General features: G+C 57.3%; 18 protein-coding genes. 5 read left to right on the plus strand and 13 right to left on the minus strand.

Going from position 1 to position 17,387, the window contains the following annotated elements:
- Positions 1-22: 22 nt before the first annotated feature.
- Together GOW60_RS14090 and GOW60_RS14095 are read left to right on the plus strand one after the other, a co-directional pair.
- The gene (locus tag GOW60_RS14090) at positions 23-943 is read left to right on the plus strand and encodes a sulfite exporter TauE/SafE family protein (protein WP_152456856.1); all 921 of its coding nucleotides are present in this window, start codon (positions 23-25) and stop codon (positions 941-943) included.
- Positions 944-945: 2 nt separating this feature from the next.
- Positions 946-1,713 carry a TIGR02186 family protein gene (locus GOW60_RS14095; RefSeq protein ID WP_171229765.1) on the plus strand — a complete coding sequence of 256 codons (768 nt, stop codon included), beginning with the start codon at positions 946-948 and terminating at the stop codon, positions 1,711-1,713.
- A 3-nt stretch (positions 1,714-1,716) separates the two neighbouring features.
- Here the strand turns inward: GOW60_RS14095 and GOW60_RS14100 are convergent, their stop codons facing one another.
- The 6 genes from GOW60_RS14100 to GOW60_RS14125 form a co-directional block, all read right to left on the minus strand.
- The gene (locus GOW60_RS14100) at positions 1,717-2,445 is read right to left on the minus strand and encodes an SDR family oxidoreductase (protein WP_171229766.1); all 729 of its coding nucleotides are present in this window, start codon (positions 2,443-2,445) and stop codon (positions 1,717-1,719) included.
- The gene (locus tag GOW60_RS14105; protein ID WP_171229767.1) at positions 2,442-3,974 is read right to left on the minus strand and encodes an ATP-dependent RecD-like DNA helicase; all 1,533 of its coding nucleotides are present in this window, start codon (positions 3,972-3,974) and stop codon (positions 2,442-2,444) included. The genes GOW60_RS14100 and GOW60_RS14105 overlap by 4 nt, the downstream gene beginning before the upstream one ends.
- A gap of 60 nt (positions 3,975-4,034) precedes the next feature.
- Positions 4,035-4,673 (minus strand): acyl-homoserine-lactone synthase, encoded by a 639-nt coding sequence (locus tag GOW60_RS14110; protein ID WP_171229768.1) that lies wholly within the window; start codon positions 4,671-4,673, stop codon positions 4,035-4,037.
- 83 nt (positions 4,674-4,756) lie between these two features.
- Positions 4,757-5,476, minus strand: coding sequence for a LuxR family transcriptional regulator (locus tag GOW60_RS14115; protein ID WP_171229769.1), 720 nt, complete (start codon positions 5,474-5,476; stop codon positions 4,757-4,759).
- Between the two features lie 368 nt (positions 5,477-5,844).
- Positions 5,845-7,128 (minus strand): crotonyl-CoA carboxylase/reductase, encoded by a 1,284-nt coding sequence (gene ccrA / locus GOW60_RS14120; protein WP_170346380.1) that lies wholly within the window; start codon positions 7,126-7,128, stop codon positions 5,845-5,847.
- Positions 7,129-7,264: 136 nt separating this feature from the next.
- Positions 7,265-8,629: a 1-acyl-sn-glycerol-3-phosphate acyltransferase gene (locus tag GOW60_RS14125; protein WP_171229770.1), complete on the minus strand. Its 1,365-nt coding sequence runs from the start codon at positions 8,627-8,629 to the stop codon at positions 7,265-7,267.
- A 144-nt stretch (positions 8,630-8,773) separates the two neighbouring features.
- On the opposite strand from GOW60_RS14125, the gene GOW60_RS14130 reads away from it, so the two are divergent.
- The 3 genes from GOW60_RS14130 to deoD all read left to right on the plus strand — a co-directional run bounded on the left by GOW60_RS14130 (position 8,774) and on the right by deoD (position 11,911).
- Positions 8,774-10,741 carry a protein meaA gene (locus GOW60_RS14130; RefSeq protein WP_171229771.1) on the plus strand — a complete coding sequence of 656 codons (1,968 nt, stop codon included), beginning with the start codon at positions 8,774-8,776 and terminating at the stop codon, positions 10,739-10,741.
- A 124-nt stretch (positions 10,742-10,865) separates the two neighbouring features.
- Positions 10,866-11,183 carry an H-NS family nucleoid-associated regulatory protein gene (locus GOW60_RS14135; protein ID WP_171171140.1) on the plus strand — a complete coding sequence of 106 codons (318 nt, stop codon included), beginning with the start codon at positions 10,866-10,868 and terminating at the stop codon, positions 11,181-11,183.
- 17 nt (positions 11,184-11,200) lie between these two features.
- Entirely contained in the window at positions 11,201-11,911 is a 711-nt protein-coding gene (deoD, locus tag GOW60_RS14140; RefSeq protein WP_171229772.1) for a purine-nucleoside phosphorylase, read from the plus strand.
- Positions 11,912-11,947: 36 nt separating this feature from the next.
- Here the strand turns inward: deoD and GOW60_RS14145 are convergent, their stop codons facing one another.
- From GOW60_RS14145 to sdhA, 7 genes are all read right to left on the minus strand, one after another.
- The gene (locus tag GOW60_RS14145) at positions 11,948-12,811 is read right to left on the minus strand and encodes a DUF1989 domain-containing protein (protein WP_171229773.1); all 864 of its coding nucleotides are present in this window, start codon (positions 12,809-12,811) and stop codon (positions 11,948-11,950) included.
- A 46-nt stretch (positions 12,812-12,857) separates the two neighbouring features.
- Complete coding sequence (locus GOW60_RS14150; protein WP_171229774.1) at positions 12,858-13,052, minus strand: hypothetical protein; 195 nt, start codon at positions 13,050-13,052, stop codon at positions 12,858-12,860.
- Between the two features lie 49 nt (positions 13,053-13,101).
- Positions 13,102-13,242 carry a hypothetical protein gene (locus GOW60_RS14155; RefSeq protein ID WP_171229775.1) on the minus strand — a complete coding sequence of 47 codons (141 nt, stop codon included), beginning with the start codon at positions 13,240-13,242 and terminating at the stop codon, positions 13,102-13,104.
- Between the two features lie 121 nt (positions 13,243-13,363).
- Positions 13,364-14,143 carry a succinate dehydrogenase iron-sulfur subunit gene (locus GOW60_RS14160; RefSeq protein WP_152456842.1) on the minus strand — a complete coding sequence of 260 codons (780 nt, stop codon included), beginning with the start codon at positions 14,141-14,143 and terminating at the stop codon, positions 13,364-13,366.
- A gap of 31 nt (positions 14,144-14,174) precedes the next feature.
- Positions 14,175-14,801 carry a sulfotransferase gene (locus GOW60_RS14165; protein WP_171229776.1) on the minus strand — a complete coding sequence of 209 codons (627 nt, stop codon included), beginning with the start codon at positions 14,799-14,801 and terminating at the stop codon, positions 14,175-14,177.
- A 147-nt stretch (positions 14,802-14,948) separates the two neighbouring features.
- The gene (locus tag GOW60_RS14170; RefSeq protein ID WP_171119694.1) at positions 14,949-15,548 is read right to left on the minus strand and encodes a class I SAM-dependent methyltransferase; all 600 of its coding nucleotides are present in this window, start codon (positions 15,546-15,548) and stop codon (positions 14,949-14,951) included.
- A 24-nt stretch (positions 15,549-15,572) separates the two neighbouring features.
- Complete coding sequence (gene sdhA / locus GOW60_RS14175) at positions 15,573-17,378, minus strand: succinate dehydrogenase flavoprotein subunit (protein WP_171229777.1); 1,806 nt, start codon at positions 17,376-17,378, stop codon at positions 15,573-15,575.
- Positions 17,379-17,387 lie beyond the last annotated feature (9 nt).

Here is a 17,387-nt window from a genome sequence, read left to right on the forward strand (position 1 = left end):
CTCAGTGCGACTAGAAGAGCCCATGCAGATATACCTTCCCATCGCCGAAGTCTCAGTAAACGCCTTTCTCTTGTTGGGGTTGGGCGGCATGGTTGGCATACTGTCCGGAATGTTCGGTGTCGGTGGCGGCTTTTTGATGACCCCGCTGCTGTTCTTCATCGGTATTCCACCGGCGGTGGCTGTTGCTACCGAAGCCAATCAGATCGTCGCATCATCTTTTTCCGGAGTTCTGGCACATTTCCGACGAAAGACCGTGGACCTAAAAATGGGAACGGTATTGCTGGTTGGCGGGCTTGTTGGGGCCGCTTTGGGCGTGGTTGTTTTCAACTATCTCAAAAGCCTGGGTCAGGTCGATCTGCTGGTGACACTCTGTTACGTTGTTTTTCTTGGCGTCATTGGCAGCCTGATGTTTGTCGAAAGCCTGAGGGCCCTGCGTAAAGCCAAGAAGGGCGGCGCGGCCCCTGCCAAGCGCCGGCAGCGGGGCTGGGTCCATGCCATGCCCTTCAAAATGCGTTTCCGCACCTCGGGCCTGTATATCTCGGTCATCCCGCCGGCCTTGGTCGGTCTGTGCGTTGGGGTTTTGTCGGCGATCATGGGCGTTGGCGGCGGCTTTATCATGGTCCCTGCCATGATCTATTTGCTGGGTATGCCGACCAAGGTCGTTGTCGGCACGTCGCTGTTTCAGATCATCTTTGTGACAGCCTTCACCACGATGCTGCACGCCACCACCAACTATACGGTTGATGTTGTTCTGGCGGTCTTGCTGCTGGTGGGCGGCGTCATTGGCGCCCAGATCGGAACCGTGATCGGAGCCCGGATGCCGGCGGAACAATTGCGCGTGCTGCTTGCCGCTCTGGTGCTGGCCGTATGTGGCAAGCTTGCACTTGATCTGCTTATCGAACCCGCCGAGCTCTACTCGCTTGGCAGCGGCGGAGGGCACTGAGGATGCTGCGTTCGCTTATCGCCGCCCTGTGCTTGTTCTGCACGCCCGCTTTGGCAGCGGAAGAACAGGTTGTCCTTGGTCTCAGCCAGGACCGGGTTGCCATCACCGCGACATTCGACGGATCGGAGCTGCTGATTTTTGGAGCCATCAAGCGGGAAACCCCAATCCCTTCCGGCCCTCCGGTCGAAGTCATCGTCGCGGTTGCGGGTCCGTCCGAGCCTGTCACCGTGCGACGCAAGGAACGCAAGCTTGGGATCTGGGTGAACACCGACAGTGTTCTTGTCGACCTTGCACCCAGCTTTTACGCCGTCGCAACCAGCGGACCCTTTGACGACATCCTGTCCGACACCGAAGACCTGCGTTACCGGATTTCGATCGAACGCGCGATCCGCTCGGTCGGTGCCGCGATGCATATCCGGGGCGCACAGGATTTTGCAGACGCCGTAATAAGAATTCGAGAACACGAAGAACTGTATTCGATCCGCGAAAACACCGTAGCAGTGGATGAACAGACCCTGTTCCGTACTTCAATCGATATGCCCGCCGACCTGACCGAAGGCGATTATTCCGCCCGGATTTTCCTCACCCGAGGCGGAGAGGTCGTCTCGCAATATGAAGCGATCATTGATGTCCGGAAAGTCGGTCTGGAGCGTTTTTTGTACAATATGTCCCGCCAGCAGCCCGTCTGGTACGGCCTGATGTCGCTGGTCATAGCGATTGCGGCAGGCTGGGGCGCCTCGACAGCCTTCCGGCTGTTGCGGGAAAAGTAACCGTCACCCTCGGCCGATATAGGGCATGGTCGTGGCCATGACGGTCATGAACTGCACATTGGCCTCGGGCGGCAGGCTTGCCATATGCAGGACCGAACGCGCGGCGTCTTCCACGGCCATCGTCGGGTCCGGTGTCTCGCCCGCGGCTTGTGCCGCGTCCACAAGGCCCTGAACCATCTGCGTGCGCGCGTTTCCGATATCGATCTGCCCGCAGGCGATTCCAAAGCGACGCCCATCCAGCGAAAGACTGCGCGTCAGCCCTGTAGTGGCGTGCTTTGTGGCCGAATAGTGTACCGAATTCGGTCGCGGAACATGTGCGGCAATCGAGCCGTTGTTTATGATCCGGCCGCCCTGCGGGTCTTGGTGACGCATGATCCTGAAGGCTTCGCGCGCGCAGAGGAACATGCCGTTCAGGTTCACGTTGACGCTTTGATACCAATCGTCCAGAGCGATCTCATCGATCGTGCCGCCCGGCGCAAAGATCCCGGCGTTGTTGAACAGAACATCCAGCCGCCCGGTGCGGTCTGTAAAAGACCGGAAAGCCCGTTCAACCGCATTCGGGTCGGTCACATCCGCAGGCAGGACAACGGCTGCCTGATGCTCTTTTGCCAGAGCTTCCAGTTTGTCCTTGCTGCGCGCCAACAGCCCGACCGTCCACCCTTGGGACAGAAACAGCAGGGCCGTAGCCCGGCCGATACCTGAACTGGCACCCGTTACGATGATGGATTTCATGTCTCTTCCGCCTCCAATGTCAGCGAAGCCGCCGGAATCGCCCTCAAGTCATCCACTCGCAGGGGGTGCGTGGGTTTCGACAGGCGATTGCGCACCACCCAGATCAGCCGCTCTTGCGCGCGCGTGATCGCGACATATGCCAAACGCTTCCACAATGGCTGTCCGGCCTCGGTCCGGCCCATGCGAGCGGCGGCATAGAGATCCGGAGCGAACACCTGAACCGTATCCCATTGTGACCCCTGCGCCTTGTGGATCGTCACGGCCGCCCCGTGCAAAAAGGTCGCCCCCATGCGGGCGGCATAGGGAATAAACGGCTCTTCCTCGTCCGGTTTTTCGATCTGAACAATGGACGCGGCGCTGACCTGCGGGTCTTCGGCCCCCATCACGTGAAGACGCGAGAACCCCGGCTTTCGTCCCGGCCCCAGATAAACCACCTGAGCTCCTTTGATCAGCCCACGCGCCTCAAGGTCCAGCCGTTTTTTGCGATGTTTCAGGGGCAATTCGATCCCATCACATATAAGCGGTTCCCCTTCCAGCAATTCCGTATCCGGTGCGCCGTGAACTTGCCTGAAGGCCTGTATCAAACGAATGCGCGTGGTGTTGCGCCAGACGAGAACCGGGCTTCGGGCCATCAGATCGACCTCAACCCGCTGGCCCCAGACAACCCGGTCATCCCGACGGGCTGTGTCTTCGATCAGTCGCTCGAAATCCTCGAAGCCCATTGCCGGATCAGCCAGCGCATGCGCAAGATCCAGAATTGGGTTGTCTGCATCCTGGCGGTGCACGCGCTGAAGTGTCAGCTTCCTGGGCTCGGGCAATGCCTCGAACACCATGCTGCCAGACTGATTTACCGGTGCCAGCTGAGCCGGATCGCCGAACAACAGAAGGGTCGGGAAAATCTCTTTGAGATCATCGAACTGGCGGTCATCCAGCATCGACGCCTCATCGACGAACCCGATATCCAGCGGTTCGTCACGGCGCTTCCACCCGGTGATGAAATCCGACCCTCGCAAACCGGCGGCGGCCAGCGCCCCGGGGATAGATTTGTTGTTTTGGTAAAAAGCAGCCGCACGATCCAAGGCTTCATCCGTCAAACCTTCGATATCGGGGCGTTCGTCATTGCCGGCCAGCCATTCCGCAATACGCTCGTATTCCGGATCATAGACCGGCGTGTACAATATGCGGTGAATCGTGGTCGCAGGCACGCCACGCAATCGCAGAACGCTGGCAGCCTTGTTCGTCGGGGCCAGGATGGCAAGGCTGCGCTTGTCTTTCGATTTGCGGCTTTCATAATCGCCGGACACGATCTGAACACCCGTTTCTGCCAGTGCCTTGTACAGCTCGGCCAACAGCAGCGTTTTGCCCGAACCGGCCTTGCCGATTACGGCCATCACGCCGGATTTTCCTGCGCCTGGCAGTTTCAGAAGGGCATCATCTTCGAGATCAACACCTGCTGCCCGCAGCATCTCGGCGATGCTGTCATACGCGGCGGCCTGATCATCTGAGAACGTTACATTCGGCAAGGACATGGCGCGACCCTACAGGGCCGCGCCGACCATCACCAGATGTGGATTGGCGTTTTCCGACACTTAAGCGGACAGGGCGAACCGGTGCTGTTTCTTCGGTCCGAATGCGGCCTGGAACCACATCCGAGACAGATCACGCGGGATGCCCGCACGCTCGGCCACCCGGTTGCAGTCGTCCGCGGAATAGGGCCACAATCCGACGGAAATCTGATCGCGTCCGCTGCCCTGGGTTCCCAGAACCTCGGGCGAGGACCCGATCAGGCGATAGATTCTGATCATCCTTGCATCAAATACGCCGGCGATATGCGTCAGGCCGAAACCTTCCATCATTTCACCGCCGCTCAACATGATGGCGCCGGCAGTATGCGGGCTGGCTGTTCGGGACAGGCAGAACCGGGTGACCTCCCAGATCAGGGGGCTACAAATCGGCTTGCCGCCATTCAGATGACCAAAAACCTCATTGATCATCACCCGACCGGTCGTAGGCAATACACGCATCGACCCTCCGTGGCTGCCATCCGGCTCTTCCCAGATGACATAAAGCGGATTGAGATCATCGTATTCGTCCCGTTCTTCGCCCTTCTCGTTGACGTGGACATCCCACCCCAACCTGGTCTTGAACTGATCCGCACGATCTTTGAACATCCCCTCTGCCAGAGTCGGAAATCTGTGTAACTCATCGGCATATAGATAACGCAACATGACTTGTTCCCCTTGTCGTCCTGTGCAGGAACGAAGGGAGTACAGAGTCGTGGTTAATTTTGCGTGTGGAGGCCGTTCGCCTCTTAAACCACTATTAATCCCCGGCTGAGTGCCGTGGCGATTGCGTGGGTTGTGTTATGTGCGCCCAGCTTTGAGCGCGCGCTTTCAATGTAAACGCGCAACGTATGCTCGGAAATCGTCAGGGAATGGGCCACTTGGGCGCGGCTGTATCCCAACGCCAAAAGTGTGATCGCGTCGATTTCCCTTGGCGACAAGCTGCGCGGGCAGTCCGGCTGCCTGTCTTTTTCAAACTCCAGCGCCTTGCGGTTTATGTAATGCGCAACAAGAATCAAATCACGCCCGTAAGTCGAGATAAAGTTCTTCCAGGTTTGATCATCACAACTGTGGTTGACCGTGAACAAAGCGAACTGACCATTTGGACCCCGAATTGGTATGGAATACCCTTGATTGCCAACGCCATGGTTTTGCGCATCCAGAAGGAAGGCCTTTGCCACCTTGCCGGACCAATCCAGCGACTTCCAGTCAACCGGATGAAACCGCTGGAAACACCCCAAGATCACAGGGTCGATACGGTGATAGTTTTTTTCCCTGTAGCGCTCATCCCAAGCGTCTGAATAGGTGGTGTAGCCGTATTGATCTCCGGCACCGTCAACCCAGTGATACGTCAGGTGCTCGACGTTCAACGCGTCCCGCAAACGCTCAGCTACGGCGCTGAGTTCTTCAAGCGTTTTGGTGTTTTCCAAATCCTGAAGGATTTGACCCAAATCGACCTTCGTTGCCATCCGCGGGCGCCCGTGCCTCGTTCTTCAAGGACGCAATCTCGGCAGCCGCGATCAGTCTTGTGTCATCAAGCTGCTCTGCAAGCGCGCTCAAACCATTCGCAACGGCGAAAGCATTGAGGTCCGACAATACGTCCAATATCCACTCATTTTGCGCCATCAGGGTCTCTCTGAAACAGTTAACGAAGGGTTAACACAACCATAACATGTATGATCTTTTTTGGCCTATTCGCCGGTTTCTACTCCCCCAAAATAGCGATGGGTAAAAATGCAAGCATTTGAAAGATCGTCAGAGGCCTGAAAAACGTAAAACACCCGCGAACCAGCAAGGTGGTTCGCGGGCGTTTTTTGTCTACAACTCTGGCGGGTTGTTAGCCTGCGTCCAGGACTTCCTCGAGGGTACGCAGACCAGTACGTGGCGCCTGAACAAGAACGGACATATTGCCCGGCTTGTGCTCGTTCCGCAGCATTTTCATATGGGCCTCGGGCAGGTCATTCCACGTGAAAACCTCGGACATGCAGGGGTCCAGGCGGCGCTCGACCATCAACTTGTTCGCGGCTGCCGCCTGCTTCAGATGAGCAAAGTGCGAGCCCTGCAAACGCTTCTGGTGCATCCACATGTAGCGCACATCGAATGTGCAGTTGAAACCCGATGTTCCGGCGCAAATCACGACCATACCGCCTTTTTTCACAACGAAGGTCGACACCGGGAAAGTGCTTTCACCCGGGTGTTCGAACACCATGTCAACATTGTTACCTTTGCCGGTTATGTCCCAGATCGCCTTGCCGAATTTGCGGGCCTCTTTGAACCATTCGGCATATTCCGGTGTGTTGACCGTGGGCAATTGTCCCCAGCAGTTGAAATCACGACGGTTCAGAACACCTTTGGCGCCCAGACCCATAACGAAATCACGCTTGCTTTCGTCTGAAATCACACCGATCGCATTTGCGCCTGCGGTGTTGATCAATTGGATCGCGTAGGACCCCAGACCCCCGGATGCACCCCAGACTAGGACGTTCTGACCCGGTTTCAGATCGTGTGGCTCGTGGCCAAACAGCATCCGGTACGCGGTTGCCAGCGTCAGGGTGTAGCACGCCGCTTCTTCCCATGTCAGATGCTTGGGGCGCGGCATAAGCTGCTGTGCCTGCACGCGGGTGAACTGGCTGAACGAGCCATCCGGTGTTTCATAGCCCCAGATCCGCTGGCTGGGCGAATACATCGGATCACCGCCGTTGCATTCCTCGTCATCGCCGTCGTCCTGGTTGCAGTGGATCACAACTTCATCGCCAACTTTCCAGCGCTTCACCTTATCGCCAACGGCCCAAACGATGCCCGACGCATCCGAACCCGCGATGTGGTAGGGTGCTTTGTGCCCATCAAACGGGCTGATCGGCTGCCCCAGAGCGGCCCAGACGCCGTTGTAGTTGACCCCTGCGGCCATAACCAGAACCAGCACTTCGTTGCTGTCCAGGGTCGGAACATCCACAACTTCCTGCTGCATGGCGGTGTTCGGCTCACCATGACGTTCTTTGCGAATGGCCCAAGCGTACATTTGCTTTGGGACATATCCCATGGGTGGGATTTCACCCATTTCATACAGATCTTTTTCAGGTGCCTCGTACGACGCGATACCACTTTCGGTGTCCAAAGCCATGCCGGCCTCCTCTGTTCAGTGTCTTTGCCGCGACGCAGAATCGCGCGCTTCACAGACTGGAATATTGGGCGCTGAGTAATATTGCAACCGTTTTCGGCGTCATATTGTAATTTTATGACCCAGCGGTTGCAGAAAATTATTTTGCGGATGCAGAAACCTGGTTACCTGAATCCGCCGGGACGGATGCGGCGTAATAGTCCAGAAGATCGCCGCGCTGACCTGATACAGACAGCATGTTCCCCTGTCGGTTCAGAATCCGGCGTTCAACCAGTTGATCCAAAGCATTTGATATGGCCTGCGAATTGTCCTTGGTCTGCGGATCATCGCGCTCCATCATCTGTCGGATTTGTGACAGCACGTCTTCTTCGGACATCGGGCCGTTGTCGCGCACCAGCAAACAGGCCGCTGGTGCCGGCACAAGCGGAATAGCATGCTGGATACGTTGCATCAGCGCCCGGGCCAAATCCGTCATCATGTCGTCACTGCCCTCAGCCCGGAATTCCTTGAGAGAGATCGGCCTGCCGTACCGGACGGACGCCAGACCGAACCGCTTGTATCGGCCGATCAAACGACGCCAGATCTGTTTCACTATCCAGCGTGCGATGACGCCGATCCGCGCGCGAAACCGCCGCTCTGTTCCAAGTGCCGCGCGGGTCAGGATGGTGTCTTCCAACACACGGTCGTAATTCAGGGCAACCGGGACAAACACCACATCGCGCCCCTGTGGCGACGTTCCATCCATAATGTATTTGAGCAGTCCAAGCTTGGGGCGCGCAATGGCGCCGGTCAGGCTCAGCCCGCCTTCTGGAAACATGGCTTGAGTTACGCCGGCTTCGGTTGCGTGGCGCACATAGGTGGACAGAACCTGACGATAGAGTTCGCTGCCGGACTTGCGCCGGATAAAATACGCCCCCATCGCCCGGATCAATCGGCTGAGCGGCCAGACCCGGGCCCACTCTCCGACAGCATAAGACAGCGCAGAATGCCGGGCTGCAAGATACGTGACCAAAACGTAATCCATGTTGCTCCGGTGGTTCATGACAAAGACAACCGTAGCTTCGGGATCAATGTTCCTGACGGAGTCTTCGTCCTGATAACTAAGCCGTACCTCGTAGAATGTGTTGCTCAGCAAGCGGGCCAGCCGGATCGCAAAGCTGAAATAGGCGAAGGCCGAAAAGGACGGAACGATCTCTCGGGCATAACGACGTGCCTGCTCCGAGGCGACGGCCTCGGGCATGCCGGTTTCACGCGCATGTTGCTGAACCGCCTGGCCGACCTGCGGATCATAGATCAAGCGCTGGATCATGTCGTGTCGACGCGCCAGCTTGAAAGGCTGGATCGGGCGTTGAAGGCGCTGGTTCAGGCGCGCCACCGCGCGTTCCAACCTGCGACGGAAAAACCAGCGAACGGACGGAAACAGGAAATGCGATGCGAAAGTGACCATGGCAAAGACCACGATCAGCACGAAAAGCCAAAGCGGAAGTTCCACGGTTTGCGTCATGGCGGCAGATTGCCACCAATCACAGCCGCCCACAATCTGAACAATTGCGGCATGCCGCAACGCAGCGAATTGACATGTCCCGAAAATTGCGCTTTAGAACCTCAAGACGAAATTTTATTGCCCACTGAAACGCGAGGCCCCGCTATGACGCAGACGCAGAAAGATCGCCCCTGGCTCATCCGAACCTATGCCGGTCATTCCACGGCCAAAGCCTCGAACGCGCTTTATCGGGGGAATCTTGCGAAAGGCCAAACCGGTCTGTCCGTGGCCTTCGATCTGCCCACGCAAACAGGCTATGACAGCGACCACACCTTGGCCCGCGGTGAAGTCGGCAAGGTCGGTGTGCCGGTCTGTCATCTGGGCGACATGCGGGTTCTGTTCGACCAGATCCCGCTGGAGCAGATGAACACCTCGATGACGATCAACGCCACTGCGCCATGGCTTTTGGCGCTTTACATCGCCGTCGCGGAAGAGCAAGGCGCGGATGCATCCAAACTACAGGGCACGGTTCAAAACGACCTGATCAAGGAATACCTGAGCCGCGGCACTTATGTTTGCCCGCCCAAACCGTCGCTCAAGATGATCGCGGACGTGGCCGAGTATTGCTATACCAATGTTCCGAAATGGAACCCGATGAACGTGTGCTCGTATCACCTGCAAGAGGCGGGTGCGACGCCAGAGCAGGAACTGGCCTATGCCCTGGCCACTGCCATCGCCGTGCTGGACGAATTGCGCCCACGTGTACCTGCCGAGGATTTTCCGGCGCTCTGTGGCCGGATTTCCTTTTTTGTGAATGCTGGCATCCGCTTTGTCACTGAAATGTGCAAAATGCGTGCCTTCGTGGATCTTTGGGATGAGATCCTGCAACAACGCTATGGCGTTGAAAATCCGAAATTCCGTCGATTCCGCTATGGCGTGCAGGTGAACTCTCTGGGCCTGACCGAGCAGCAGCCCGAAAACAACGTCTATCGCATCCTGATCGAGATGCTGGCCGTAACCCTGTCAAAGAATGCCCGTGCCCGAGCGGTGCAGTTGCCCGCCTGGAACGAGGCGCTGGGTCTGCCGCGCCCATGGGACCAGCAGTGGTCGATGCGGATGCAGCAGATTCTGGCCTACGAAACCGATCTGCTGGAATACGACGACCTCTTCGATGGCAACCCCGCTGTCGATGCCAAGGTGAAAGAGTTGAAAGAAGGCGCGCGGGCCGAACTGGCCAACCTGGATTCGATGGGCGGCGCGGTCGCTTCGATCGAATACATGAAGTCCCGACTTGTAGATTCCAACGCAGAACGCCTGAACCGGATCGAGCGCAACGAAACCGTTGTCGTCGGTGTGAACAAATGGATCGAAGGCGAGGCATCACCCCTGCAAACCGAAGACGGTGGCATCATGGTTGTTGATCCTGCCGTGGAACAAGAACAGATCGACCGCCTGAATTCGTGGCGCGCAGAACGGGACGAAGCGGCCGTAGCAGCGGCCCTGGCCGCGCTGCGCGAAGCGGCACAGACCGGGGCAAACATCATGGAACCGTCCATTGCCGCCGCAAAGGCCGGCGCGACGACGGGCGAATGGGCCGAAGAAATGCGCAAAGTCTATGGAACCTATCGCGGCCCAACCGGTGTATCTGGGTCTGTTTCGAACAAGACCGAAGGGCTGGACGACCTGCGTGCCGCTGTTGATGCCGTCAGCGACAAGCTGGGCCGGCGTCTGAAGTTCCTTGTAGGCAAACCCGGGCTGGACGGCCATTCCAACGGTGCCGAACAGATCGCCTTCCGTGCCCGCGATTGCGGTATGGACATCAGCTATGAGGGTATTCGCCTGACACCCGAAGAAATCGTTGCGGCCGCCCGCGAAGATGATGCGCATGTCATTGGATTGTCGATCCTGTCCGGCAGCCACCTGCCACTGGTCAAAGACGTCATGGAACGTCTGCGGCAGGCGGGGTTGTCTCATATCCCAGTCGTGGTGGGTGGCATTATTCCGGACGAAGATGCCGAAAAACTGAAATCCATGGGTGTGGCCAAGGTCTACACCCCGAAAAACTTCGAACTCAATTCGATAATGGGCGATATTGTTACTCTGGCGGATCCGCGGAACCTCGCCGCAGAGTAAATTAGCTGTAAGGCACTTTTTCTCCTGTTTCCGTCTCTGAAAAATTCGGGATGGAATAAGCTGATATTTGGAATTACGGTGCGCGCTCATGTGCACCGTAATTATTATCTGATGGAGAAGAATGATGGGGATCAATCTTGAGAATATGTCACGCAAAGACCTTTTGGCTTTGCGCAATGACATAGAAAAAGCTTTGATCAGGGCAGAAAAACGCGAACGTCAGGAAGCTTTGAAAGCCGCAGAAAAGGCTGCGGCAGAATTCGGCTTCTCTTTGTCTGAACTGTCCGGAGAAACGTCGCGCAGCGTTAAGCCAACAAAAACAAAGGCTAAATACCGCAACCCGGAAAATCCAGATCAAACTTGGACTGGTCGCGGCCGCAAGCCTCAATGGGTGCATGATGCGCTGACCGCAGGCGCGGATATTTCTGATCTGGAAATCTAATCTGAGCGTTTTTGAAAATGACAATTCATATTGGCGCCGAAAAAGGCGAAATAGCTGAAACCGTTCTTTTGCCCGGTGATCCCTACCGGGCGAAATGGGCGGCCGAGACGTTTTTGGACGATGTCAAACAGGTCAATAACGTTCGGGGAATGCTTGGATTTACCGGAAACTGGAAGGGAAATCCCGTAACAATTCAGGGAAGCGGCATGGGAATGCCGTCTCTTTCCATTTATGTAAACGAGTTGATCCGCGATTACGATGCGAAAACCCTGATCCGCATCGGATCCTGCGGGGGGATGCAGGACAGCGTCAAAATTCGTGACGTCATTCTGGCCATGACATCAACCACGCTGAGCACGCCGTCGCGCGGCATCATGAAAGAGCTCAACTTTGCGCCCTGCGCCGATTGGGGGCTGCTGCAAGCTGCCGCCACCGCGGCTGCCGCCAAGGGAACGCCGACCCATGTTGGTGGAATTTACTCGTCAGATGTCTTTTATGACGAGCGCCCTGATCTCAACGAACAGATGGTGCGTCACGGCATTCTGGGCGTCGAAATGGAAGCGGCCGAACTCTATATTTTGGCGGCGCGCCACAAATGCCGCGCCTTGGCCGTTCTGACTGTTTCCGATCACCTGTTGACCGGAGAGGCTCTGCCATCCTCAGAACGTGAAAGCAGCTTTGGCGATATGGTCGAGATCGCGCTTCAGGCCGCATTCCCGAACAGCTGACAAAGCGCAGGTACCGAATATTGGTGCCTGCCGATCCTAACGCCCGTGCGAGCGATCATAACCATTGCTCGCGTGGCTGTCCCACCCCTCCAAATCACCACTGGCAGGCGCGAACACCTCGACCAGCAAGGGGTAACACGCAGCTGTGTCCGAGGAATGCTCGGACGAACAATCCCCGCCCGGGCAGGCGCTGAGATTGCCCAGCAGATCAATCTCGGCAAAGAACTCCAGAAAATCTCCGGGACGTACGGGTGAGGCTTTCATGAAGTATTGACCCGTGTCGCGGGTGAAACCGGTACACATGAAAACGTTCAGCACGTCGTGTACCGCTGGTTCGGCTTCGGCCAGCGGAATATTGAGGTGATCCGCAAGCGCGCGGGTCAGGTTGGAATGGCAACAATGATGGTATTGCGTGCCGGACAAAAGGTTGCCCGTATACGGATCGCATCGCGTGCCGATGACGTCATGAACCGACCCCCCATAGGGATCGATCCCGTACCACTCCAGCGTATCCGCAATAATCGTGGCCATCGGGCGCAGATGCGGGAAACTGGACCACATCCGCTCTCCGGTGGTTAGATGCGTGCCATGCAGCGCCCGTGTTTTTCCGGAATAGAAGCGTTCTGACAGGTCGTTTCGGTTCCAGAGGTTCAGATCGCCAACCTGCGGCCCCTCGACGGAGGTGATGCGAAAGAAATGGCCGGCAGGCACTTCAAAACAACGCGCATCGCGTGGCGGCACCAGCACTTCGCCCGTTTTGCTTGCGCGTGCGCGAAGGGACCTCATCCAAGGTACATCCGGTCGCGGCAATGCCTCGTTCGGGTAACAGATGACAGGGGCAATCGCGCGACGGGCCTCGGCATCTTCGGGCGGTTGTAGAGTGTTTTCTGAAACGGTCATGCCGGGCAGAGTGGCGTATTATTCAGCCCTCGGAAAGCCCTATCTTTCAGGGGTCACGCGCCTTCATACACTGCAATGGTTGGTCCAGTGCAGTTATTTCGGCACCGCAGAAGCTGCACCGCCAGATGCCGTGGCTCTTGTCCCGCCGCCACCTGCAATCACGTGTCAGCCCGGAATGGCGCGAGCGCCAGAGGAAATAGGCAAACACGCCGGCCGCCAGAAGAAGCAGAAGAACAGGCATCCCTCTGCTTTGCCGATAAACCGTCAGTTTGCAAGCCTTGCCGCCTGTATCAGGCTGCGTTTGCGTATTCGAAAAGCTCTGGTTCCTTGTCAGCCTTCGCAGGTTCGGGCGTGTAATAGGCCCATGCCTGTTCAAGCAGTTCCAGCGCGTCTTGGGCGTCGGTTTTCCGTTCGGATGTGTCTTTGCTCATTGGAGTGATCCTGACTAAAGCTCATCACTCCTCCCTGCCTAAAAAATAAGGCAATGCAGCCGGGGCTGCATCGCCTATTTTTGCAAGATGGACATGCGAAAATCGCAAATCGGGCCTGTGTTTAGACCGCGCGCTCGACCATCATCTTCTTGATCTCGGCAATCGCCTTGGCCGGGTTCAGACCTTTCGGGCAGGTCTTGGCACAGTTCATGATGGTGTGACAGCGGTAGAGCTTGAACGGATCTTCCAGCTCATCCAGACGTTCACCGGTGGCTTCATCCCGGCTGTCGATGATCCAGCGATAGGCATGCAGCAAAGCCGCGGGGCCAAGATAGCGGTCGCCATTCCACCAGTAGCTGGGGCATGAGGTCGAGCAGCTGGCGCACATTACGCATTCATAGAGACCGTCCAGCTTCTTGCGATCTTCGATGGACTGTTTCCATTCTTTCGCAGGGCGATTGGTCTTGGTTTCCAGCCACGGCATGATGGACGCATGCTGGGCATAGAAATGAGTCAGATCAGGGATCAGGTCCTTGACCACCGGCATATGCGGCAGCGGATAGATTTTCACATCGCCCTTGATCTCATCCATGCCATAGATACAGGCCAACGTGTTGATCCCGTCGATGTTCATCGCGCAAGATCCGCAGATGCCTTCGCGACAGGACCGTCGGAATGTCAACGTCGGATCGATCTCGTTTTTGATCTTGATCAGCGCGTCCAGCACCATCGGACCGCACGTATCCATATCAACGAAATAGGTGTCGACACGCGGGTTCTGCCCGTCATCGGGGTTCCAACGATAGATCTGGAACTTGCGCACGTTCGTGGCGCCGTCCGGCTTTGGCCAGGTCTTGCCGGTGGTAATCCGGGAATTCTTGGGCAGGGTCAGTTGAACCATGTCAATTCTCCATTCAGCACAAGGCCGCCTTTCAGCCTGTCCGGGCGCATTCAGACGCCCCTCGGTTATAACGCCCCCAATGGGCGATGTTCACGTCGAAATCCGGCGAAAGCCAATCCGCAAGGCTTTGCGGATCGTCCCGGTCGATATCAAAGCGCAGAAAGCGCGGGTTGTCTTCAAAGAAAGCTTCGACCTCGGAATGGTGCACGTCATACATATGCGCCCAGCCCCGTTTTACCTCGTCGGCCGTCTGTCCATTGGCCTTGCAGCATCGCTCTAGGTACCTACCGCCGGAATGGTTGGCACGTGATGCGATCCAGTCATCGCGATTGCGCGTGTTCAGCAAGAAATAGGCGTCGGGGTAAGCCGCGTGCAGCTCTCGAAAGAACCGCGCGCCGTCCAGCATGAAGCGCGAATTGACAAAGGCGATATCGGTGAAGGCCCGGACGGCACCGAACCCATCCAGTGGTCTGCGCCCCATGGCAATATTGGTTACCATGCGGTGTGCAAGGTTTAGACCCTGTTCATCTTCCCAATGCACCGAAGGAATCCCGTTGTTCTGAAACAGCTTGTGAAACGAGGTCGTCGCGCAGCGGTTCAAGCCGATCAGGATGATCTTGGGATCGCTTTGCCCGGATTGGAGTTTCTCGACCGTCATTGCAAGCACCAGCAAGGCATATGCCGCGATGCGCCTGGGATTTCACCATGACTTGCGCTTTTTTGAACGCCCTTCCGGAATGTGACTGGATCAAAAGCGGCTTGTTTGGCTTTCCGGGTCGATATGGTGCTTGCGCCAGTCACACGTTCAACTCCGCTCGAACACTTTGAACGCGGCAAAGCTGTTCTTTGAGGCATGCGCATGCCCTTTGACGGCAAACGGGTTCTCTTCTTCACAATAGAGCTGCCAGCCGGGCATGAATTCTTCAACCCACAGGGAATACGGGCGATGGCGCACATGCTGGTTGGAAGGGTTCTGGTCAAAATCAGACGAATAGATAACGACAAAACGCTTTGCCAGCCCGAACAACCGCCGCATGTAGTTCTCGAAAACGCTGTCTTCGGTCAGATGATAAATGACATCCAGCGAAAGAGAAACGTCATGCGGCTCAACCTCGGAATCGGCGTTTTTGAACACCCAATTGGGGCGGGATCGAAAAACTTCGTTGCAGCGCCGAACGCAGAGGTCCGAGACATCCAGACCGGTATATTTCGGGATATCAAACAATTGCGCCTGATTTCCGTCGCCCGAGCCCAATTCCACAACCGAGTCCACGCCTTCCATCTCGACCATCGTGTTGATGAAATTCGCTTTGTAGACAGCAAGACGCCCGTAAGACCCCGCTCCCGAGGTCTTGCCGCGCTCATATCGGCGTTGCCAATAATCGGTCGAAGAAAACTCTGCCATCTCGCCCCTGTTCCTGACCAGCCCTTAGAACGTCCGCGCTTTGGGCGCGATTTTCTGCAAGCTGATACCGCCTTGGTCCTCGGTCGTCAGCGGATCAACGATGACCGGACGATAGCTGAGCTCAACCTTGTTGCCCTCGACCCGGCCGACCGTGTGAACACGCCAGTTTTCGTCATCTCGCTCGCTGAAGTCCTCATGCGCGTGGGCCCCTCGGGATTCCTTGCGGGCCTCGGCGCCGACGATGGTGGCAAGCGCGTTTGGCATCAGGTTGGTCAGTTCGAGGGTTTCCATCAGATCGCTGTTCCAGACCAACGAACGGTCCGTGACCTTCAGGTCGTCCATCTTTGCGGCAATCGCCGTCATCTTCTCGACGCCTTCGGCCATGGTCTTGGCGGTCCGGAACACGGCCGCATCCGCCTGCATGGTCTTTTGCATCTCAAGCCGAAGATCGGCGGTTGGGATTGAACCGCTGGCGTTGCGCACCGCATCAAAACGGTCAAACGCCTTGTCGACCGACGCCTGGTTCAGAACCGGGTTGGGGGATTCGGCGTCGACAACCTTGCCAGCCCGGATCGCTGCCGCCCGGCCAAAGACCACAAGGTCAATCAGCGAGTTCGACCCCAGTCGGTTCGCACCGTGGACCGAGGCACAACCGGCTTCGCCAACGGCCATCAAACCGGGAACGACAGCCGTCGGATCCTCGGCAGTCGGGTTCAGAACCTCACCCCAATAGTTCGTGGGGATACCGCCCATGTTGTAATGCACGGTGGGCAGAACCGGGATCGGTTCCTTGGTGACATCCACACCCGCAAAAATCTTGGCGCTTTCCGAGATACCGGGCAGGCGCTCCGCCAGAGCCTCGGCAGGCAAGTGGCTGAGGTTCAGGTGAATGTGATCCCCTTCGGCCCCAACGCCACGTCCCTCGCGGATTTCCATGGTCATCGAGCGCGAAACGTAATCGCGTGGTGCGAGGTCCTTGTACTGGGGCGCATAGCGCTCCATGAACCGTTCACCTTCCGAGTTTGTCAGGTACCCGCCCTCGCCACGCGCGCCTTCGGTGATCAGGCAGCCCGAACCGTAGATGCCCGTGGGGTGGAACTGAACGAATTCCATATCCTGCAAAGCCAGCCCAGCACGGGCCACCATGCCGCCGCCATCACCGGTGCAGGTATGGGCCGAGGTGGCGCTGAAATAGGCACGGCCGTAGCCACCCGTAGCCAGCACCACCATCTTGGCGTTGAAGACATGCATGGTGCCATCGTCCAGCTTCCAGCAGACGACACCCTGACACTGGCCGTCTTCGGACATGATCAGATCGATGGCGAAATATTCGACATAGAACTCGGCGTTGTTCTTCAGCGACTGCCCGTACAGAGTATGCAGGATCGCGTGGCCGGTCCGGTCGGCGGCTGCACAGGTGCGCTGTACCGCAGGACCTTCTCCGAATTCAGTGGTGTGTCCACCGAAGGGGCGCTGATAGATCTTGCCCTCTTCCGTCCGGCTGAACGGAACGCCATAGTGCTCCAGCTCGTAGACTGCCTTTGGCGCCTCGCGGGCAAGGTACTCCATCGCGTCGGTATCGCCCAACCAGTCCGAGCCCTTGACGGTGTCGTACATGTGCCATTGCCAATGGTCGGGGCCCATATTCGACAGCGACGCGGCAATGCCACCCTGCGCGGCCACGGTATGAGAACGGGTTGGGAAAACCTTGGTCACACAGGCCGTGCGCAGGCCTTGTTCCGCCATACCCAATGTCGCCCGCAGACCGGCCCCACCGGCGCCGACAACGACCACGTCATATTCATGCGTTTCGTATTCGTATGCAGCCATTTCTTTCAG

Origin of the sequence: Ruegeria sp. HKCCA4008, assembly GCF_013033125.1 — a bacterium.
In the GTDB taxonomy this organism is placed as follows: domain Bacteria; phylum Pseudomonadota; class Alphaproteobacteria; order Rhodobacterales; family Rhodobacteraceae; genus Ruegeria.